Source organism: Streptomyces sp. WG7, from assembly GCF_049975785.1.
In the GTDB taxonomy this organism is placed as follows: Bacteria; Actinomycetota; Actinomycetes; order Streptomycetales; family Streptomycetaceae; genus Streptomyces.
The window spans coordinates 67,927-87,046 of the sequence record NZ_JBNGGE010000036.1 but is presented as its reverse complement, the minus strand read 5'-3'; the positions used below and the strand labels follow the sequence as shown (position 1 = coordinate 87,046).

17 protein-coding genes and 2 pseudogenes are annotated in these 19,120 nt (G+C 72.0%); 11 read left to right on the top strand and 8 right to left on the bottom strand.

The window, feature by feature from the left end; translation table 11 throughout:
* Positions 1 to 324: 324 nt before the first annotated feature.
* The 5 genes from ACP4J0_RS28555 (at position 325) to ACP4J0_RS28535 (ending at position 5,524) form a co-directional block, all read left to right on the top strand.
* A complete protein-coding gene (locus ACP4J0_RS28555) occupies positions 325 to 1,341 on the top strand; it encodes an acetylxylan esterase (RefSeq protein WP_426601601.1) in 1,017 nt (338 codons plus the stop codon).
* Positions 1,342 to 1,367: 26 nt separating this feature from the next.
* Positions 1,368 to 2,849 (top strand): exo-alpha-sialidase, encoded by a 1,482-nt coding sequence (locus ACP4J0_RS28550; protein WP_426601600.1) that lies wholly within the window; start codon positions 1,368 to 1,370, stop codon positions 2,847 to 2,849.
* Positions 2,850 to 2,943: 94 nt separating this feature from the next.
* The gene (locus ACP4J0_RS28545) at positions 2,944 to 3,903 is read left to right on the top strand and encodes a dihydrodipicolinate synthase family protein (protein ID WP_426601599.1); all 960 of its coding nucleotides are present in this window, start codon (positions 2,944 to 2,946) and stop codon (positions 3,901 to 3,903) included.
* Positions 3,900 to 4,847 carry an ROK family protein gene (locus tag ACP4J0_RS28540; protein ID WP_426601598.1) on the top strand — a complete coding sequence of 316 codons (948 nt, stop codon included), beginning with the start codon at positions 3,900 to 3,902 and terminating at the stop codon, positions 4,845 to 4,847. Before ACP4J0_RS28545 ends, ACP4J0_RS28540 begins: the two co-directional genes overlap by 4 nt.
* Positions 4,844 to 5,524 (top strand): N-acetylmannosamine-6-phosphate 2-epimerase, encoded by a 681-nt coding sequence (locus tag ACP4J0_RS28535; protein WP_426601597.1) that lies wholly within the window; start codon positions 4,844 to 4,846, stop codon positions 5,522 to 5,524. Before ACP4J0_RS28540 ends, ACP4J0_RS28535 begins: the two co-directional genes overlap by 4 nt.
* Positions 5,525 to 5,582: 58 nt before the next feature.
* Here the strand turns inward: ACP4J0_RS28535 and ACP4J0_RS28530 are convergent, their stop codons facing one another.
* Positions 5,583 to 7,028 (bottom strand): glyceraldehyde-3-phosphate dehydrogenase, encoded by a 1,446-nt coding sequence (locus ACP4J0_RS28530; protein ID WP_426601596.1) that lies wholly within the window; start codon positions 7,026 to 7,028, stop codon positions 5,583 to 5,585.
* Between the two features lie 132 nt (positions 7,029 to 7,160).
* Here ACP4J0_RS28530 and ACP4J0_RS28525 point away from each other — a divergent pair.
* Positions 7,161 to 7,618, top strand: a pseudogene (locus ACP4J0_RS28525) (SRPBCC domain-containing protein); the annotation flags it as partial.
* 34 nt (positions 7,619 to 7,652) lie between these two features.
* Here ACP4J0_RS28525 and ACP4J0_RS28520 read toward each other — a convergent pair.
* Positions 7,653 to 8,258 (bottom strand): AMIN-like domain-containing (lipo)protein, encoded by a 606-nt coding sequence (locus tag ACP4J0_RS28520; RefSeq protein ID WP_426601595.1) that lies wholly within the window; start codon positions 8,256 to 8,258, stop codon positions 7,653 to 7,655.
* 239 nt (positions 8,259 to 8,497) lie between these two features.
* Positions 8,498 to 8,824 carry a DUF2795 domain-containing protein gene (locus ACP4J0_RS28515; RefSeq protein ID WP_426601594.1) on the bottom strand — a complete coding sequence of 109 codons (327 nt, stop codon included), beginning with the start codon at positions 8,822 to 8,824 and terminating at the stop codon, positions 8,498 to 8,500.
* Positions 8,825 to 9,134: 310 nt separating this feature from the next.
* On the opposite strand from ACP4J0_RS28515, the gene ACP4J0_RS28510 reads away from it, so the two are divergent.
* The gene (locus ACP4J0_RS28510) at positions 9,135 to 9,536 is read left to right on the top strand and encodes an SseB family protein (protein ID WP_426601593.1); all 402 of its coding nucleotides are present in this window, start codon (positions 9,135 to 9,137) and stop codon (positions 9,534 to 9,536) included.
* Here the strand turns inward: ACP4J0_RS28510 and ACP4J0_RS28505 are convergent.
* The 5 genes from ACP4J0_RS28505 to ACP4J0_RS28485 all read right to left on the bottom strand — a co-directional run bounded on the left by ACP4J0_RS28505 (position 9,533) and on the right by ACP4J0_RS28485 (position 14,425).
* On the bottom strand, positions 9,533 to 9,934 hold the full coding sequence (locus tag ACP4J0_RS28505; protein WP_426601592.1) for a MarR family winged helix-turn-helix transcriptional regulator: 402 nt from the start codon (positions 9,932 to 9,934) through the stop codon (positions 9,533 to 9,535). The genes ACP4J0_RS28510 and ACP4J0_RS28505 overlap by 4 nt on opposite strands.
* A 264-nt stretch (positions 9,935 to 10,198) precedes the next feature.
* Complete coding sequence (locus tag ACP4J0_RS28500) at positions 10,199 to 11,230, bottom strand: LacI family DNA-binding transcriptional regulator (RefSeq protein ID WP_426521941.1); 1,032 nt, start codon at positions 11,228 to 11,230, stop codon at positions 10,199 to 10,201.
* Positions 11,227 to 12,132 (bottom strand): carbohydrate ABC transporter permease, encoded by a 906-nt coding sequence (locus ACP4J0_RS28495; RefSeq protein WP_426601591.1) that lies wholly within the window; start codon positions 12,130 to 12,132, stop codon positions 11,227 to 11,229. The genes ACP4J0_RS28500 and ACP4J0_RS28495 overlap by 4 nt, the downstream gene beginning before the upstream one ends.
* Positions 12,129 to 13,109, bottom strand: a complete 981-nt coding sequence (locus ACP4J0_RS28490; RefSeq protein WP_426601590.1) for a carbohydrate ABC transporter permease — start codon at positions 13,107 to 13,109, stop codon at positions 12,129 to 12,131. Before ACP4J0_RS28490 ends, ACP4J0_RS28495 begins: the two co-directional genes overlap by 4 nt.
* Positions 13,106 to 14,425, bottom strand: coding sequence for an ABC transporter substrate-binding protein (locus ACP4J0_RS28485; protein ID WP_426601589.1), 1,320 nt, complete (start codon positions 14,423 to 14,425; stop codon positions 13,106 to 13,108). Before ACP4J0_RS28485 ends, ACP4J0_RS28490 begins: the two co-directional genes overlap by 4 nt.
* Before the next feature lie 183 nt (positions 14,426 to 14,608).
* On the opposite strand from ACP4J0_RS28485, the gene ACP4J0_RS28480 reads away from it, so the two are divergent.
* The 4 genes and pseudogenes from ACP4J0_RS28480 to ACP4J0_RS28465 form a co-directional block, all read left to right on the top strand.
* A complete protein-coding gene (locus ACP4J0_RS28480) occupies positions 14,609 to 16,636 on the top strand; it encodes a beta-galactosidase (RefSeq protein WP_426601588.1) in 2,028 nt (675 codons plus the stop codon).
* Positions 16,637 to 16,672: 36 nt separating this feature from the next.
* A complete protein-coding gene (locus ACP4J0_RS28475) occupies positions 16,673 to 18,235 on the top strand; it encodes a glycoside hydrolase family 53 protein (protein WP_426601587.1) in 1,563 nt (520 codons plus the stop codon).
* Between the two features lie 185 nt (positions 18,236 to 18,420).
* Positions 18,421 to 18,708, top strand: coding sequence for an ArsR family transcriptional regulator (locus tag ACP4J0_RS28470; protein ID WP_426601586.1), 288 nt, complete (start codon positions 18,421 to 18,423; stop codon positions 18,706 to 18,708).
* Between the two features lie 145 nt (positions 18,709 to 18,853).
* A pseudogene (locus tag ACP4J0_RS28465) lies at positions 18,854 to 19,084 on the top strand (undecaprenyl-diphosphate phosphatase); the annotation flags it as partial.
* Between the last annotated feature and the right edge of the window lie 36 nt (positions 19,085 to 19,120).

The following is a 19,120-nucleotide window of genomic DNA, read 5'->3' as shown; positions in this document are numbered from 1 at the left end:
CCAGGACCGCGACCTGTACTTCCGAGAGCACACCGACCGGCTCGGCATCGGCTCCTACGCCCACCGCCCGCTGCCCGCGACACCGGAGGCCGACACCCCCGGGGGTGAGGCGGGTGGGTACTTGACGCTCGTCGTCCGGATCTCTAGTGTCCCAGGACAACAGACATCAGACGTCTTCTCTCCTGGTCTTTCGGGAGTCGGACCGGCCGTTTCCCTTCCGCACTTCCGCACTTCCGTACTTCCGTACTTCCGTACTTCCGTACTTCCGTACTTCCGTGATTTCGCGCTGCGCCGCGCGCACGCCTCAGACACCGGGGCCCCTTCATGCCACTGACGGACCTCCCGCTCGCCCAGTGCCTCGCACTGCGGCCCGACCTCGACGAGCCCGCCGACCTCGACGCCTTCTGGGACCAGACCCTGAGCGAGGCACGGACGCACGCGACGCCCCCCGTCTTCACGCCCGTGGAGACGGGCCTGACCCAGGTGACGACCTACGACGCGACCGTGCCCGGATTCGCCGGCGAGCCCGTGCGCGGCTGGCTCCACCTGCCCGCCGGGGCGAGCGGCCCGCTGGGCTGCGTGGTGGAGTACCTCGGCTACGGACGCGGGCGCGGCCTGCCGCACGAACAGGTCCTGTGGGCCAACGCCGGTTACGCGCACTTCATCATGGACACGCGCGGCCAGGGCTGGTCCACCGCGGGAGGGGACACCCCCGACACCGCCGCCCTCAACGGCACCGTCCCCGGCTTCCTGACCCGAGGTGTGGAGAGCCCCCACGACCACTACTACCGGCGGGTGTTCACGGACGCCGTGCGCTGCGTCGACGCCGTCCGCGCGCACCCGGCCGTCGATCCGGACCGGGTCGCCGTCACCGGCGTCAGCCAGGGCGGCGGCATCGCCCTCGCGGTGGCCGGGCTGGTGCCGGGCCTGGCGGGCGTGCTGCCCGACGTCCCGTTCCTGTGCGACATCCGGCGCGCGGCGAGCATCACCGGACTGCCGCCCTACACCGAGGTCGCCGAGTACCTGCGCCTGCACCGCGACCGCACCGAGACCGTGTTCACCACCCTGTCCTACGTCGACGCGGCCCTGCTGGCCGCCCGCGCCACCGCCCCGGCCCTCTTCTCCATCGCCATGATGGACGAGGTCTGCCCGCCCTCGACGTGCTTCGCCGCCTACCACCGCTACGGCGGCCCCAAGGACCTGCGCGTCTACGAGTTCAACGGCCACGAGGGCGGCGGCGGCCACCACCGGCGCGCACAACTCGCCCGGCTGCGGGAACTGCTCGCCCCGCCCGGCGCCCCCACCGGTCTCTCCGCCCTGCACGACCCCCAACTCGCCTGACCCCTCACCCGAGAAGAGGCCTGTTCATGCAGCGAAGAGTCTCCCTGGCCATCGGCACCGCCTCCCTGGCCGTCCTCGTGGCCACCGTCCCCCTCGCGCACGGCGCGCCCGAGGCACCGCCCGCCGCCACCGCCGGCACCCTCACCTCGCAGGACATCGCCACCGCCGGCACCGGCTCCCCCCACTACCGCATCCCCGCCCTGACCCGCACCACCGAGGGCACGCTGATCGCCGCCTACGACGCCCGGCCCACCCTGGGCGACCTGCCGGGCAACATCGGCGTCGTCGTGCGCCGCAGCACCGACGGCGGCTCCACCTGGCAGGCACAGCGGGTGGTGCGCAAGGAGGCCGCCCCCAAGGGCTACGGCGACCCCAGCCTCCTGGTCGACCGGGAGACCGGACGGATCTTCGTCTTCTACGCCGCCTCCGTGAACCAGGGCTTCTTCGGTTCGGCGACCGGCAACGACGAGAGCGACCCGAACGTCCTCCAGGCCGACTACAGCTACTCCGACGACGACGGCCTGACCTGGAAGCACGAGCGGATCACCGCCGACATCAAGAACCCCGCCTGGGCCGGCATGTTCGCGGCCTCCGGCGAGGGGATCCAGCTGCGGCACGGCACCTATAAGGGCCGCCTGATCCAGCAGTACGCCATCCGCCACAACGGCGCCAACTACGCGGTCAGCGCCTACAGCGACGATCACGGCGCCACCTGGAAGACGGGCACCCCGGTGGGGCCCGGCGGCGACGAGAACAAGACCGTCGAGCTGTCCGACGGCCGCGTCATGCTCAACAACCGCTCCAAGCCGTACCGCACGGTCGCGTACTCCACCGACGGCGGCGTCACCTACACCCCCTTCCAGCAGGACAGGGAACTGCCCGACCCCGCGAACAACGGCTCCGTCGCCCGCTTCGCACCGGACGTGCCCGCCTCCCACCCGCGGTCCTCCTGGCTGCTGTTCAGCAACACCGCCACCACCGGCAGCCGCAGCAACCTCACCGTCCGCCTCTCCTGCGACAACGGGCGGAACTGGCCGGTGCGCAGGACCGTCGAGGCCGGCTCGGCCGCCTACTCCACGCTCACCCCGCTCAGCGACGGCACCGGCGCCAACCCCCGGATGGGCCTGCTGTGGGAGCGCGACGACTACCGGCACATCACCTACTCGTCCTTCGACCTCAAGTGGCTCGGCGGCGTCTGCGCACCCGTCACCGTGACCCCGCCCGCGTCCCTGCCCGCCGGGAGGACCACCGACGTCACGGTCCGCGTCGTCAGCCAGAACGACGTGCGGCTCCCCGCCGGCACGGTCTCCCTGGAGCTGCCGCAGGGCTGGAGCGCCCCCGCCGTCACCATGCCCGCGCTCGACCCGGGCCAGGGCGCCAACGTCAAGATCCCCGTCACCGTCCCCGCGAACGCCACCGCGGGCGGCGTGGCGGCCACCGCGACCTACCAGGTCCGCGGCTCCCAGCACTCCTACGGCGACGCGACGCTCACCGTCACCGCGCCGTAGACCGGCCGGGGCCGCCCGCACACCCGCCCTTCGACGCGGTGCGCGGGCGGCCCGTTCCACCCCGTACCACCACTCGCACAGCCCAGGAGACACCATGTCCTCGTCCCAGCCCCTGAGCGGCGTCGTGCCGCCCGTCTGCACTCCTCTGGATGCGTCGGGCGAGGTCGACACCGCATCGCTCGCCCGGCTCGTCGAGCACCTCGTCGGCGGGGGAGCGCACGGGCTGTTCGCCCTCGGCTCCAGCAGCGAGGTCGCCTTCCTCACCGACCGGCAGCGGGCGGTGGCCCTGGAGACGGTCGTCGAGGCGGCGGCGGGCCGGGTGCCCGTGCTCGCCGGCGTCATCGACATGACCACCCCCCGAGTGCTCGCCCACGCTCGGGCCGCCCGGCAGACGGGCGCCGACGCCCTGGTGGCGACCGCTCCCTTCTACGCCCGCACCCACCCGCGCGAGATCGCCGGCCACTTCCGCGCCGTCCGGTCCGGCGTCGACCTGCCCCTGTACGCCTACGACCTGCCCGTCTCGGTACACAGCAAGCTCTCCACGGCCCTGGTGCGCGACCTCGCCGTGGACGGCACCCTCGCCGGTCTCAAGGACAGCAGCGGCGACGAGGGAGGACTGCGCCGCCTGATCGTCGAACTCGGCGGACGCCACGGCCGGAAGGACGGCCCGGCACCCTCGTTCAGCATCCTCACCGGCTCCGAACTCACCGTGGACGCCGCCCTGCTGGCCGGCGCCGACGGCGTCGTCCCCGGCCTCGGCAACGTGGACCCCGCCGGCTACGTGCGCCTCTACGACGCCGTGCGCGGCGGCGACCTGGACGGCGCGGTCAGGGAACAGGAGCGGCTCGTCGAGCTGTTCGGCCTCGTCGACGCGGGCTCCGAGGACGAGATGGGCCGCAACTCCTCCGCCATCGGCGCCTTCAAGCACGCCCTGCGGCTGCTCGGGGTGTTCACGCACGGCACCACCGCCGCCCCGCAGATCCAGCTGGGCGAGGCCTCGGTCGCCCACGTCGAGCGGCACCTGCGCGGCGCCGGGCTGCTCCCGGTCCGATGAGCGGACGGCACTTCGACGCGCCGGTGATCGGCCTCGACCTGGGCGGCACGAAGATCGCCGCCGCCCTGGTCGGGGCCGACGGCACGGTCCTGGCCCGGCACACCCTGCCCACCCCGGCGACAGAGGGCGCCCAGGCGGTGCTGGACGCCCTGGCCGTGGGGGCCCGCGCGGTGTGGGCGCCGGGGGCCGCCGCGATCGGCGTCGCCGCGGCCGGCGTCATCGACCCCGCCACCGGCACCGTCACCAGCGCCACCGACACGATCCGCGGCTGGGCCGGCACCGCCCTGGCCGTCGGCCTCGCGACCCGTACGGGGCTCCCCGTGGCCTGCGACAACGACGTACGCGCCGCCGCCGCGACGGAACTCGCCGCCCTCGGCGACGACGGCATCCTGATCTACGCCGCCGTCGGCACCGGCGTCGGAGGAGCCGTCGCCGCGTCGGGACGCGTGCTGCACGGCGCCGCCGGAATCGCCGGGCACCTCGGACACCTGCCGAGCCCCGAGGCGGACGGCCTGCCCTGCACCTGCGGGGCGACCGGCCACCTGGAGGCGATCGCGGCCGGACCCGCCATCACCGCCCACTACGCGCGGCGCGGCGGTCAGCGGGCCAACCGCCTCCAGACCGTCGCCGAACGCGCCGCCCACGGCGACCCGCACGCCACGGAGGCCATCACGCTCGGTGCCCGCGCGATGGGCCGTGCTCTGGGCGGCCTCGCCAACGCGCTCGGCCCGCACCGCGTGGTCGTCGCCGGCGGCGTGCCCCGCGTCGGCGACCTGTACCGGGACGCCCTGTGTGCGGCGTTCACCGCTGAACTCATGCCCCCGCTGCGCGCGTTGCGCCCGGCGCCGCCGCACGGCGGAGCCGACGCCGCCGTCCTCGGGGCGGCCGCGCTGCCCCGGACCCTGCCCCTGCACCGCCCTCAGACCACGGGAGTTGCCCCATGACCCCGGCCCAGCCCCTGGCCGAATCCCTGGCCGGCCGCCTGATCGTCTCCTGCCAGGCCCCGCCCGGGGACCCGATGCGCCACACCGGCACCCTGGTCCGCATGACCCTCGCGGCACGCGACGGGGGTGCGGCGGCCGTGCGGGTCAACGACCCGGAGGTCGTCGCCGCCACGGTCGCGGCCGTCGGCCTCCCGGTGATCGGCCTGTGGAAGGACGGCGACAGCGGCGTCTTCATCACCCCGACCGTGCGCCACGCGCTCGCCCTCGTGGAGGCGGGTGCCGCGGTCGTCGCGGCCGACGCCACCGCCCGGCCGCGCCCCGACGGCAGTACGTTCGCGGAACTCGTGGAGGCCGTCCACGCGGCGGGCGCCCTGGTCATGGCCGACGTCTCGACTCTCGCCGAGGGCCGGACGGCGGCCGCCCAGGGGGCCGACTTCGTCGGCACCACCCTGTCCGGCTATGTGCCGGGCTCCCCGGTCCAGACGGCGCCGGACCTGGCCCTCGTGACCGACCTCGCCGGGGCGATCGGCACCCCGGTGATCGCCGAGGGCCGGATCGCCACGCCGGAGCAGGCCGCGCAGGCCCTCGCGGCGGGCGCGCACAGCGTCGTCGTCGGCACCGCCATCACCGCGCCGACCGCGCTGACCCGGCTGTTCGCGCAGCACATGGCGTCCTGAACCAGCACGCGTGAGGGGCGGGGGGAGACAACCCACCGCCCCTCACGCGCTGTCGCGATCAGACCGCCGGGGCCGGGTACGTCGGGTACTCCACCCCGGAGACGTGCTGCACGACGCGCACGACCTGGCAGGAGTAGCCGAACTCGTTGTCGTACCAGAGGTAGAGGATCGCGTTGTCACCCTCGACCTTCAGCGCGCCGGCGTCGACGATCGAGGCGTGGCGCGAGCCGATGAAGTCGCTGGAGACCGCGTCGGGGGCGCTGATGAAGTCGATCTGGCGCTTCAGCGGCGAGGTCAGCGACACGCCGCGCAGGTGGTCGAGGACCTCCTCGCGGGTGGCCTCGCGGGCCAGTTGGAGGTTGAGGATCGCGATCGACACGTCCGGTACGGGCACGCGGATCGAGCTGCCGGTGATCTTCGCCTTGAGCCCCGGGAGGGCCTTGGCGACGGCGGAGGCGGCACCCGTCTCGGTGATGACCATGTTCAGCGGCGCGGACCGGCCGCGACGATCCGACTTGTGGTAATTGTCCAGCAGGTTCTGGTCGTTGGTGAACGAGTGGACCGTCTCCACGTGGCCGCGCAGCACGCCGTACTCGTCGGCCATCGCCTTCAGCGGCGGGACGATCGCGTTGGTGGTGCAGGACGCGCAGGACAGGATCTGCTCGTCCGGCTTGATGGTGTCGTGGTTGACGCCGTGGACGATGTTGGGGACGTCGCCCTTGCCCGGCGCGGTCAGGACGACCTTGTCGATGCCGGGCCGCAGGTGCTTCGACAGGCCCTCGCGGTCGCGCCACTTGCCGGTGTTGTCGATGAGGATGGCGTTCTTGATGCCGTACGCCGTGTAGTCGACCTGCGTCGGGTCGTCGGCGTGGATCACCTTGATGACGTTGCCGTTGGCGAGGATCGTGCTGTTGGCCTCGTCGACGGTGATCGTGCCCTGGAACTGGCCGTGCACGGAGTCGCGGCGCAGCAGCGAGGCGCGCTTGACGAGATCCTGATCGCCACCGCCCCGGACGACGATGGCGCGCAGCCGCAGGCCGTTGCCCGAGCCGGCCTTCTCGATGAGCAGGCGGGCGACGAGCCGGCCGATGCGGCCGAAGCCGTACAGGACGACGTCGCGGCCCTCGCGGCGGTCGGTCTTGTTGTCGCCGGTGGCTCCGGCGACGGCCTCCGCGGTGAACTCCTCCACCGTCAGCCCGCGGTCGTCGGCCTTGTAGGTCGCGGCGAGCATGCCGATGTCGATCTGCGAGGGACCGAGGTCGAGCGTGGTGAGGGCCCGCAGGAAGGGCATCGTCTCGGTGACCGACAGTTCCGCACCGGCGATCTGGCGGGCGAAGCGGTGGGTCTTGAGGATGCTGACCACCGACTTGTTCACCAGGGAACGGCTGTGCAGCAGGATGGTCACGTCCTGCTCCCGGTGCAGCTTCCCGATCATCGGGATCATCGATTCCGCGGTCTCTTCGCGGTGCTTCCAGTTGGTGAACGAGTCGTCGTTGACAGTCACGTCTCTATCTTTCGAGCTAGGCGGCGCTCATATGCTAACCCGACCGCACTTCTGATCGATCAAGTGGGCCCCCTCCTGATCAGATGAGTGCCAGGAGGTCCTGGTCGGACGAGTGCCAGTAGGGCTGGTGCCATGCACTCGACCCGGGTCTCCCGGCACGTGAACGCCCCGCGTTCCGCCGTGTACCGCGCGTTGCTGGACGCGGACGCCGTCGCGGCATGGCGGGTTCCGGGCGGCATGACCGCGCTGGTGCACATGTTCGACGCGCGAGAGGTGGCGCCTTCCGCGTCTCGCTCACCTGTGAGGCGCCGACGGCCGCCGGCAGGTCCGGCGCGCACACCGACACCTGCCACGGGCGTTTCGCGCGGCTCGTGCCCGGCCGACAGGTGGTGGAGGTGCTCGAGTTCGAGTCGGCCGACCCCGCCTTCCGGGGCACGAGGACGATGACCACCACGCTCACCGAAGCGGGCGGTGGCACGGAGGCCGTCGTCGCCCACGACGGGCTTCCCGACGCGGTGCCCGCCGCGGGCGACGAGACGGGCGCGCGCATGGCCCTGGCCGAACCGGCCGCGCTGGTGGAGGCCGCCGAGCGCCCGGAACGAGGCGCCGTCGAGCCCCCGGGGCTCAGCGCGTCCCGCTCCAGGAGTGGGCGACGTCCACCACGAGGCGGCCGTCCAGCGCCAGCACCCGGAAGGGCAGCCGGGTGCGGACGCCGAGCCCGATCTGTGTCTCGCCCTCGAAGCTGCCGGCGAAGCGGGTGTCCCTGAAGGTGCGGTAGCCGGTGAGGTCCACATCCGGCAGGGGCCGGTCCGCCCGGCCGGGATACGTGGCGGCACCGGTCTCGGGGCGGTAGCCGGGTGCGGCGACCCTGACCTCCAGGACGGCTCCGCCGTCCACCGCGATCGGGCGGCCCGAGCCGTCCTGGTGAAGCCGGTCGACGTACCGGACGACGTAACCGATGCGGTCGGCGCTCGCACCGGGTACGTCGACGACCATCCGGTCGAAGCACGCGTGGCGCGCCGTCCTGACGTCCTTCACCGGGGCCGTCGTCCCCGCGGCCCGGGTCTTGGCGAGGCTGCCCCAGCCCGTGGGGCATGCCGTGGTGTGCGCGGTGTCGCGTACGGTGCTCCGCGCGTCGGTGCCCGGGGCCGCGTCGGCCGCGACCGTGGCCGTCCCCAGGACGGCGCCCGCGAGTACGACCGTCACCCATGCTGTTCTGCTTCGTCGCATTGTGTCCCCCGGTGTATGCAAGTTCCGGTATGGGTGAGACGAGCCGAATGGCCGAAAGGTTGCGGGTGCGTTGGGGGTGCACTGGGTGTTTCGGGTGTGTTTCGGGCGCGCTTCGGGGGTGCCGAGGGGGCGCACGCGACGGCGTGCGCCGACCGAGGACCCGGTCGACGCAGGGCGAGGACGCCGGGAGCGTGCCGGACGCCGGGCCTGCGCCGGGTCGGGTCCTGGCTTCCGCGTTGTCAGCGGTCCCGGTCCAGTTCCTCCTCCACGGGCGGCTTCGGCACCTCGCGCAGATGCTGCGACTGGCCCGGTTTGCCGCCCGCGCGGGCCTGTTCGGCGCGCTGCGCGGGAGAGGTGCCGAGGTCGGAGGCGGGGTCCACGCGCACCGACCGGGCCACCTCCTCGCGGTTGGCGTAGCTCTCGGGCGGGATGCCGCGCAGCGCGGCGACGGCGTCCTGCGAGGCGCCCGCCTCACGCGCCGCCCGGATCAGGTCGTCCTTGCCCGCGGGGAAGTCGACGTCCTTGATGGCGTCGACCACTTCTCGGGCGCTGGTGGTGTGGGACATGAGCACTTCTCCCGGTCGGTGCCTGGACTCCCGGAACCCCCGGGAACCCTCGGAGGCCTTCCGGGTAACCGCACGAGCCCCAGTACTCACATCCCCGGCACACCTCGCGGCTCTCCGGCGTACCCCGGGGTTCTCGACTCCGGCGTACCCCGGGGTTCTCGAGCTTCCCGCCGAACCCGGCCGAACGTGATCGTGCCGGCACCGGGTGTGGGAACAGGATTGCGCCCTGGACGATCGGGTACGCGAGGCTGGACCGCCCCGTACCGATCATCGGGGCGGGCCCCATCACCGCCGCTATCAGGGATCAGTCATGGAAACACCCGCGAACGACAACTCCGTCTCGCCCGCCCGGCGCGCGCTGGACACACTCGCCGAGAACACCGAGGACACGGCGGCGCTCGACACACTCGCGAGCAGCGACGTCCTCATCCCGGTGCCCGACGACGCCAACGAGCAGGACGCCGCGGACCCCGGGATGCTGGCACTGCCGGTCCTGGAACAGCAGGGCGGCCGTCAGGTGGTGCCGGTGTTCACCTCGGAGCTGGAGATGGCCGACCTGCTGCCGTACGTCTCCCGCTACCGCATGGTGCCGCTGGGTGCCCTTGCCGCGCAGTGGCCGGCCGACGACCTGTCGCTGTCCATCGACGCCGGCTCGGAGCACCGCCTCACGCTCACGTCGGACGGAGTCCGTACCCTGCTGGCCCGTCCCTAGGGGCGCTCGCCGTCGCCGAGCATGCGGGCCAGTACGGCCCGCTGCAACGGCAGCACCTCGGTGTGCAGGTCGCGGCCCCTGCGGGTCAGCGCCACGTACACACCGCGCCGGTCCTCCGCGCACATCGTGCGCTCCACCAGCCCGTCCTTCTCCAGCCGGGCGATGAGCCGGGACAGGGCGCTCTGGCTCAGGTGGACCCGGCCGACCAGGTTCTGCACCCGGCACTGGGCGCCCTCGCCCGGCCCCTCGGTCACGAGGAGGTCGAGCACCTCGAAGTCGCTCGCGCCGAGACCGTGCGGGTGCAGCGCACGGTCGATCTCGCACATGGTGCGCGCGTGCACCGAGAGGATCTCACGCCACCGTTCCTCGAGCCGCGCACCGGCCGTCTTGACTGCCATACCAGCACGGTAACACCGGGAGCACTGTTCATTGACTGTGCAACTAGTGTGCGCGCAAGGAACACGCTCCGGTCAGACCCGAGGAAACGCTCCGGTCAGACCGGGGAAACGCCCCACCCCGGCCCGAGGGAATGCGGGAAATGCCCCGGGCAGGCCACGAGCAAACTACCCGGGCAGGCCCGAGGAAACGACCCGGGCAGGCCCGAGGAAACGACCCGGGCAGGCCCGAGGACACCCCCACGGGACACACCGAGGAAACACGGCTCACGCCGAGTCCCGTTTCACCAGCTCGGTCGGCAGGATCACCGCCGCCGGGTCCTCCCCGCCGATCTGGGCCAGCAGCACCCGGACCATCTCGGCGCTGATCCGGTCCCAGGGCTGCCGGATGGTGGTCAGCTCGGGACTGGCGGCGACGGCCGCGGGGGAGTCGTCGAAACCACCCACCGCCACGTCCTGGGGCACTCGCCGCCCCGCCCGTTGCAGTGCTGCCAGTACCCCCTGCGCCATCAGGTCGGACGCCACGAACACGGCGTCCATGTCGGGGGCCCGCGCCAGCAGCCGCTCCGCCCCGGCCTCGCCGCTCGCCCGGCTGTAGTCGCCCGAGACGACGAGCCGTTCGTCGATCGCGATGCCGGCCTCGCCGAGCACCTCCCTGTAGCCGGCCAGGCGCTCCACACCGCCCGGGGTGTCGAGCGGGCCGGTGACCACACCCACCCGCCGCCGTCCCAGCGACAGCAGATGGCGGACCATGTCGCGGGCGCCGTCCCGGTCGTCGGCGGCCACGTAACTCACCTTCGAGCCCAGCCCGATCGGCTTGCCGCACGCCACCAGGGGCACCCCCGCCGCGCGCAGTTCCTCGGCGACCGGGTCCCCGGAGTGGCTGGACACCAGCAGCACCCCGTCGACGTGCCCCGCCGTGATGTACCGCGTGATGCGCCGCCGTTCGTCCTGGGTCCCGGCGAGCATCAGCAGCAGCGGGACGTCGTGCGCGGCCAGCGCCTGGGTGCAGCCGCGCAGCAGGACGTTGAAGTTGGGGTCCTCGAAGAACCGCTCCTGCGGCTCGGTGAGCAGGAAGCCCACCGAGTCCGACCGTCCGGTGATCAGCGACCGGGCGTGCCGGTTGACGACGTAACCCGTCTTGCGGATGGCCGCGTTGACGGCTTCCTGCGCGGCCGGACTGACGTAGTGCCCGCCGTTGAGCACCCGTGACACCGTGCCCCGCGACACTCCCGCCTCGCGCGCCACGTCGTGGATCGTGGGCGGTCGGCGCCGGCCCCCCGTATTGCTCATGGTCACGACTTTACGGCCCCGGAGAGCAGGTCGAGGCTCCAGAAGCGCTGGACGACCAGGAAGAGGACGACCAGCGGAAGCACCGCGAGGAACGCACCGGTGATCACCAGCGTGTAGAGCGCCGGCGTGTTCGCGCCCTGCTCCAGCAGCGTGTGCAGACCGAGCGTGATCGGGAACTTCTCGTCGTCGCTGAGCATGATGTACGGCAGCAGGAAGTTGTTCCACACGGCCACGAACTGGAACAGGAACACCGTCACGAGGCCCGGCACCATCATCGGCAGCGCGACCCGGGTGAAGATGCGCCACTCGCTCGCCCCGTCCATCCGCCCGGCCTCCACCACGTCGGCGGGTACGGCCGCCGCCGCGTAGATCCGCGCCAGGTAGACGCCGTAGGGGGAGAGGATCTGGGGGAGCAGTACGGACAGGTACGAGTCCGTCAGGTCCGCCTCGGCCAGCAGCAGGTACTGGGGGACGGCGAGGATCACCGGGGGCATCAGCACGCCCGCCAGCAGTACGTTGAACACGGTCTCCCGGCCGCGGAAGCGGTAGGTCGCCAGCGCGTAGCCGCTGACCGCCGACACGGCCGTGGACAGCAGGGCGCCGAGACCGGCGTAGAGGGCCGAGTTGGCCATCCACTGCCAGTAGACGCCGTCGCGGTAGGCGCTGAGGTCGCCCAGGTTGTCGGCGAAGCCCGTGCCCGGCAGGAAGGTGAAGGTGGAGAACAGTTCGCTGCCCGACTTGGTGGCCGCGATCACCACCCAGGCCACCGGCAGCAGGCAGTAGACGGCGCCGAGCAGCAGCGTGAGCGTCGGGACCAGCGCGATCCGGCGGCGCGGCGGGGGCCCCTGGGCGGTGCCGGGCGTGGTGCCCGCCGCCGGCTGTGCCTTGCGGACGGCGAGGGAACTCATCGTGCTGCCTCCTGCTTGTTGCGGCGGTTGGCGGCCCGCAGGAACCCGAAGGACAGCGCCAGGGTGACGAGCGCGATGATCGCCGCCTGGGCCGCGGCCGCGTGGATGTCGCCGTTGCCGAAGGCGTCCTGGTACACCTTCATCAGCGGACTCCAGGTCGTGGACACGGAGTTGGTGAGCGGTTTGAGGGTGGTCGGCTCGCTGAACACCTGGAGCGTGGCGATGATCGAGAAGAAGAACGTCAGCACCAGCGACGGCGCCACCATCGGGATCTTGATGCGCAGCGCGATCTGCGACGGGGAGGCGCCGTCCAGCTTCGCCGCCTCGTACACCTCGGCCGGAATGGACTGCAGCGAGGTGTAGATGACGATCATGTTGAAGCCGGTGCCGCCCCAGATCGCGATGTTCGACAGGGCGAGGTAGAGCGGACCGCCGTCCAGCAGGTCCGGCTGCGGCAGACCGAGCCGGTCGAGCACGAAGTAGAAGGGACTGACGTCCGGCAGGTACAGGAACCCCCACAGCAGCGCCGCCACCACGCCGGGAATGGCGTACGGCAGGAAGATCGCGAGCCGGGTGACCGGGGTGAACCGCACCTTCTCGGAGTCGAGCATCAGGGCGAACAGCAGGGCCAGGCCCAGCATCACGGGCACGACGAGGCAGCCGTAGCCGAGCACGCGCAGGGCTCCGTCCAGCAGCTCGCTGTCGCCGAGGGCGTCGGTGTAGTTCTGGAAGCCGGCCCACACCTCCTGCCGCGCACCGGCGCCGAGGCCGAGCCCGGACACCTCCACTTTGCGGAAGCTGAGATAGACCGCGTAGCCGATGGGCAGCGCGAAGAACAGCAGGAACAGGGCGATCGCGGGGACGAGGAAGAAGTAGGGGGCGCGGAGCGCTCCTTTGCGGGCGCTGGTGGGGGACGGGTGGGCGTTCGGGGCGCCCTTGACCCCGTGCGGCCCGCGGCGTGCCGTCGTGCTGGTCACCGGGCGACCTCGAAGCCCTGCTTCTTCAGGTCGGCGACCGTCTCCTCCTGCATGGTGTCGAGGGCGGCGGCGAAGTCCGACTTGTCCTTGGCGGCGGCGCCGAACGCGTCCTTGAAGGTGGTGTACGCGACGTTGACGTTGGGTCCCCAGGCGGAGGGCGCCGTCGTCTTCGCGATGTCGGCGGCCTTGGTGTAGAAGTCCGGCTGGTTGGAGAAGAACTCCGGCGGCTTGGTGAACGCGCCGCTGAGCTGGGCCGAGGTGGAGGCCGGGTAGATGCCGCCCTCCTTGGCCAGGGCGTTCAGCGCGCCGCGGTCGGTGTTCAGCCACTCGGCGAACTTCGCGGCGGCGTCCTTGTGCTTCGAGTCGGTGGTCACGCCGGTGGAGGAGCCGCCCCAGCTGCCGGTGCGGTTCCCGCCGTCCGGCCACTGCGGGAGCGGGGCCATGGCCCACTTGCCCTTGGTGTCGGGCGCGGCGGTGGTCAGCGTGCCGGGCGCCCACACGGCGCTGACCCAGGCGAGCTGCTTGCCCGTGTTGAGCGCCTTGTTCCAGGCCGGCGTGTACATCGGCTGGTTGTCGACGGCGCCCTCCTTGACGAGGCCGCCCCAGAACTCGGCGACCTTCTTCGTCGCCTCGTCGTTGACCCCGACCTTCCACTTCTCGCCCTCGGTCGACCACCACTTGGCGCCGGCCTGCTGGGCGAGGCCCGCGAAGAGGCCGGAGTCGTTGGCGGAGAAGGTGGTGAGGTCCTTGTCGGGAGCCGCCTTCTTCAGCTTGCGCGCGGTCTCGGCGAACTCGTCCCAGGTGGCCGGGACCTCGAGGCCGTACTTCTCGAACAGGTCCTCGCGGTAGTAGAACATCATCGGCCCGATGTCCTGCGGGACGGCGTAGACCGCGTCCGTGCCCAGTGTGGTCTGCTGCCACACGCCCTCCGCGAACTCGCCCTTCACGTCGCCGACCTCGCCCGAGATGTCGGCGAGCGCGTCGTTGCTGACGAGCGTGGGCAGTGCCTGGTACTCGGCCTGCACCAGGTCGGGCCCCTGGCCGGCCTTGTGCGCGGTGAGGATCTTGGTGACCAGCGTGTCGCCGGACGCCTGCTTCTTCACCGTGACGGTGATCTGCTGCTCCTTGCCCGGGCCCTTGTTCCACAGGTCGACGACCTTGTCCATGCCGGGCGTCCAGGTCCAGTACGTCAGCGAGACCGGACCCGACTGGGCGCCGCCGCCGTCGTCGGACGAGCCGCAGGCGGCGAGGGTGGTGGCGCCGAGTGCGACGGCGACGGCGGAAGTCACCAGGCGGCGGCGCTTCGTGTACGGCATGGAACTCTCCCCTGACCTGGGCCTCCGCCTGCTGCGGAGACCTGCCATGCTTCTGTGAGCGTTCACAGTAGAGAAACATCCCGGACACTTGTCAATGGTTGTTGCTGTGCGGTTATGTTGGGCTCGCACCGCTGGAGATGTGTGTGCACGTTCCCAATTGATCGATCACACGGGAGACCATCCATGCCGGAGACCACCCCCAGAGGCCTCACCGGGCTCGCCTTCGGCGGGGACTACAACCCCGAGCAGTGGCCCGAAGACGTCTGGCCCGAGGACGTCCGGCTGATGCGCGAGGCCGGCGTCACCATGGTGAGCGCCGGGATCTTCTCCTGGGCGCTGCTGGAGCCCGCACCGGGCACCTACGACTTCGGCTGGCTGGACCGACTGCTGGACCTGCTGCACGAGAACGGCATCCGCGTCGACCTCGGCACGCCCACCGTGGTCCCGCCCGCCTGGTTCTACCGTGCCCACCCGGAGGCGCTGCCCGTGACCGCCGAGGGCGTGCGGTACGAGTTCGGCTCCCGCGGCGCCATCTGCCACAGCAACGCCGACTACCGCGCCGCCGCCGCGAACATCACCACCAAACTCGCCGAGCGCTACGGCACCCACCCGGCGCTCGCGCTCTGGCACGTCCACAACGAGTACGGCGTCCCCGTCTCCGCCTGCTACTGCGACTCCTGCGCCGCGCACTTCCGACGCTGGCTGGAAAAGACCTACGGCACGGTCGACGCCGTCAACGAGGCCTGGGGCACCGCCTTCTGGGGCCAGCGCTACGCCGACCTCGGCCAGATCAACCCGCCGCGCCTGACACCGACGGTCGGCAACCCGGCCCAGGCGCTGGACTACAAGCGCTTCGCCGACGCCACCCTGCGCGAGAACTTCACGGCGGAGCGGGACATCCTGCACCGCCTCTCACCCGGCGTCCCCGTCACCACCAACTTCATGACCGCCCTCAGCCAGTGCGACTCCCTCGACTACTGGGCCTGGGGCCGCGAGGTCGACCTCGTCACCAACGACCACTACCTGATCACCGACGGCCGCCGCACCCACGTCAACCTCGCCATGGCCGCCGACCTCACCCGTTCCGTCGCGGGCGGCGCACCCTGGCTGCTGCTCGAACACTCCACCTCGGGCGTCAACTGGCAGCCCCGCAACCCCGCCAAGGCCCCCGGCCAGATGGCCCGCAACTCCCTGGCCCACGTGGCCCGCGGCTCCGAGGGCGCGATGTTCTTCCAGTGGCGGCAGTCGAGGCGCGGCGCCGAGAAGTTCCACTCGGCGATGCTGCCGCACGGCGGCACCGAGACGCGCGTGTGGCGGGAGGTGGTGGAACTCGGCGCCTCGATCGACTCGCTGGGCCCCGTCCGCGGCACCCGCACCGAGGCCGACGCGGCCATGGTCTGGGACTGGCACTCCTGGTGGGCGCAGAACCTCCAGTGGCGCCCCAGCGAGGACCACGACCCGCGCGAACGCGCCGACGCCTTCTACGAGGCGCTCTACGACCGCCACCTCACGGTCGACTTCGCCCACCCGGAAGCCGACTTGTCGGCCTATCCCCTGGTCGTCGTCCCGGCCCTGTACCTGACGACCGAGGCGGCCGGGAACAACCTCAGGCAGTACGTCGAGAGGGGCGGAACCCTCGTCGTCTCGTACTTCTCCGGCATCGTCGACGAACACGACGCCGTCCACGAGGGCGCGTACCCCGGTGCGCTCAGGGACGTGCTGGGCCTCACCGTCGAGGAGTTCTCGCCCCTGCTGGCCGGCGAACGGGTGCGGGTCACCGGCCCGGACGGTGCCGGGCTGAGCGCCGACGTGTGGACGGAGTTCGTCGTGCCGCGCGGCGCCGAGCCGGTGTGGACGTACGCCGACGGCCTGGCCGCGGGCCGGCCCGCCGTCACCCGGCACCGCCTCGGAGAGGGCACCGCCTGGTACGTCTCCACCCGCCTGGGCGCGGAAGGCCTGGACGCGGTCCTGGCCCGGGCGGCCGAGGACGCGCGCGTCACCCCGCGCGCCGACCTGCCCCGTGACGTCGAGGTCGTGCGCCGCACCGGCGAGTCGGGCACCTACCTGTTCGCGATCAACCACACCGCCTCGGACGCCGAGGTGCCGCTGGACGCACCCGGCACCGAACTGCTGACCGGGGAACGCGCCGCGGGCCGCCTTCCGGTCCCGGCCGGCGCCGTCCGGGTCGTACGGCTCGACGGCCGGCCGTAACTCATATCTCCTACGTCGAAGGGACGACGGACGACGATGTTCCACCCCAGACGCACCCTCAAGGCCCTGCTGCCGCCCCTCGTGGCCGGGCTCGCCCTCACCGCCCTGCCGGCCCAGAGCGCCCACGCGGCGAGCAGCCTCACCAACGGCGGCTTCGAGGCCGACGGCGGCGGAGCGGCCACGCCCACGGGCTGGTCGGAGTACGGCTCGACCGGCGCCTCGTACACCGAGGCGGGTGGCCGCGGCGGCGGCAACCGCCTGAGCCACTGGTCGTCGTCCGCGTACCGGGTCGAGACGTACCAGTACCTTTCCGGACTCACCGACGGCAGCTACCGGCTGACCGCATGGGTCCGCTCCGGCGGCGGTCAGAACGCCGCGTGGATGGCCCTGAAGAACTGCGGCGGAGCCGAGCAGCGCACCGACCTTCCGGTGTCCTCCAGCGGGTGGATCCGGATCGTCGTACCGGTCGAGGTGACCGGCAGCCAGTGCACCATCAGCATCAACAGCGACGCGAACGCCGGCAACTGGATCAACGTCGACGACCTGACCTTCACGCCGGGCACGTCGGCCGGACTGCAGGTCAAGGGGGCCGACGTCTCGTCCCTCGCCAAGAGCGAGGCCAAGGGCGGCGTCTACCGCACGGCCTCCGGCGCGAAGGGCGACCCGCTCGGCATCCTGGAGTCCGCCGGCATGAACTACGCCCGCCTGAAGGTCTGGGTGAACCCGGCCGACGGGTACAACGACAAGGCGCGTGTGCTGGAGACCGCCGAGCGCGTCAAGGCGCAGGGCATGAAACTGCTGGTCGACTTCCACTACTCGGACACCTGGGCCGACCCGGGCGCCCAGAGCACGCCCGCCGCCTGGGCGGGGCACTCGTACGGCCGGCTCAAGAGGGACGTGTACCAGCACACGTACGACGTGCTGAGCGCGCTCAAGGCGCAGGGCACCGGCGCCGACATGGTCCAGGTCGGCAACGAGATCAACGGCGGCATGCTGTGGAACGAGGGCTCCACGGACAACTGGGCACAGCTCGCCGGGCTGATCAACAGCGGGTACGACGCGGTCAAGAGGGTCGACGCGGACACCCCCGTCGCGCTGCACCTCGCCAAGGGCGGTGACCTGGCGGGCACCCGCTGGTGGTTCGACAACGCCGTCGCGCACGGCGTCCGGTTCGACGCCATCGGCCTGTCGTACTACGGGTACTGGCACGGTCCGCTGTCCGACTTCCAGACCACCCTGGACGACGCGGCCGCCCGTTACGGCAAGCCGGTCTTCGTCGCGGAGACGGCCTACCCGTTCCGGCTGGACAGCGAGGACGCGCACGAGAACATCATCGACGTCACGGGCGAACTCGTTCCCGGCTACCCGGCGACCCCGGCCGGGCAGAGCGCGTGGATGAACACGGTGGCGAACATCGTGGAGGCCGTCCCGAACGGCCGCGGCCTCGGCGTCTTCTACTGGGAGGCGACCTGGACCGCCGTGGAGGGCAACGGCTGGGACCCCGCCGACCCGTCCTCCGGCAACGGCTGGGAGAACCAGGCCCTGTTCGGCTACGACGACAGGGTGCTGCCCGCGGCGGCGTGGTTCCGCCACCGCTGACACCTTCCGTACCCTTCGCGCACCTTCCGTACCGGCGAGACGGTCCGGTACCGGGTCAGGCGGTCCGGTACCGGGTCAGGCGGTCCGGTACCCGGGCAAGGCGCCGGAGTCCCGGACAGCGGGGCCCCGGCTGCGGGACAGTGGACGGACACAGTACGGGCGGGTCCGGACGGAGGGAGGACGAGATGCTGAGGATTCCCGTGCACGGCACGCGTCTCGACGTCCTGGAGTGGCTCAAGGATCCGGCCGCCCATTTCCCGCCCCAGCACCACGCGGACGTCGTCACGCACGGCGTCCGCGTGGAGCTCGTCGCCGCGAAGCTCGGCGTGTCCCGCCGGGTGGCCGAGACCCACCTCGAACTGCTGGCGGGGCTCGGACTGCTCCGCGCCACCAGGATCCGGCGCCGGACGTACTACCGGCGCGACGAGGTACGGATCGCCGAGGTGGCGCGGATGTTCGAGAAGGGCTGGTAGACCGGCGTCTGCGAGGCGCCCTGAGGAGACGTACGACTCGGGACCGGCCCGAATATCCCGGGCGCCGCCGTTCGGCCGGCCCGGCCCACCTCGCCGCGACGCCGCCCGCGGCACTCACGGCGGTGCGGCTCACCACCTGGACGACCCGCCGCCGGCCGGCGACGGCCTGTACGAACTGAAGGACGCTCTGGGCACCGGGGCGGGCGCTGCCCCGCTGGCGGTCGGCACCCTCGTCTCCTTCGTGGTGGCCTACGCCTCCATCGCCTGGCTGCTGAAGTTCGTCGCCCAGCACTCCTTCAACGCCTTCGTGATCTACCGGATCGTCGTCGGCGTCCTGCTGTTCGGGCTGCTCGGCGCGGGCGTACTGCACAGCTGACCGTCGCAGGCCGAGACCCGACCGGCACGCACTCGC

Coding starts and splice junctions, on each gene's coding strand:
- ACP4J0_RS28555 (WP_426601601.1), top strand. CDS start 325: ATGCCACTGACGGACCTCCCGCTCGCCCAGTGCCTCGCACTGCGGCCC.
- ACP4J0_RS28550 (WP_426601600.1), top strand. CDS start 1,368: ATGCAGCGAAGAGTCTCCCTGGCCATCGGCACCGCCTCCCTGGCCGTC.
- ACP4J0_RS28545 (WP_426601599.1), top strand. CDS start 2,944: ATGTCCTCGTCCCAGCCCCTGAGCGGCGTCGTGCCGCCCGTCTGCACT.
- ACP4J0_RS28540 (WP_426601598.1), top strand. CDS start 3,900: ATGAGCGGACGGCACTTCGACGCGCCGGTGATCGGCCTCGACCTGGGC.
- ACP4J0_RS28535 (WP_426601597.1), top strand. CDS start 4,844: ATGACCCCGGCCCAGCCCCTGGCCGAATCCCTGGCCGGCCGCCTGATC.
- ACP4J0_RS28520 (WP_426601595.1), bottom strand. CDS start 8,258: ATGCGACGAAGCAGAACAGCATGGGTGACGGTCGTACTCGCGGGCGCC.
- ACP4J0_RS28515 (WP_426601594.1), bottom strand. CDS start 8,824: ATGTCCCACACCACCAGCGCCCGAGAAGTGGTCGACGCCATCAAGGAC.
- ACP4J0_RS28510 (WP_426601593.1), top strand. CDS start 9,135: ATGGAAACACCCGCGAACGACAACTCCGTCTCGCCCGCCCGGCGCGCG.
- ACP4J0_RS28505 (WP_426601592.1), bottom strand. CDS start 9,934: ATGGCAGTCAAGACGGCCGGTGCGCGGCTCGAGGAACGGTGGCGTGAG.
- ACP4J0_RS28495 (WP_426601591.1), bottom strand. CDS start 12,132: ATGAGTTCCCTCGCCGTCCGCAAGGCACAGCCGGCGGCGGGCACCACG.
- ACP4J0_RS28485 (WP_426601589.1), bottom strand. CDS start 14,425: ATGCCGTACACGAAGCGCCGCCGCCTGGTGACTTCCGCCGTCGCCGTC.
- ACP4J0_RS28480 (WP_426601588.1), top strand. CDS start 14,609: ATGCCGGAGACCACCCCCAGAGGCCTCACCGGGCTCGCCTTCGGCGGG.
- ACP4J0_RS28475 (WP_426601587.1), top strand. CDS start 16,673: ATGTTCCACCCCAGACGCACCCTCAAGGCCCTGCTGCCGCCCCTCGTG.
- ACP4J0_RS28470 (WP_426601586.1), top strand. CDS start 18,421: ATGCTGAGGATTCCCGTGCACGGCACGCGTCTCGACGTCCTGGAGTGG.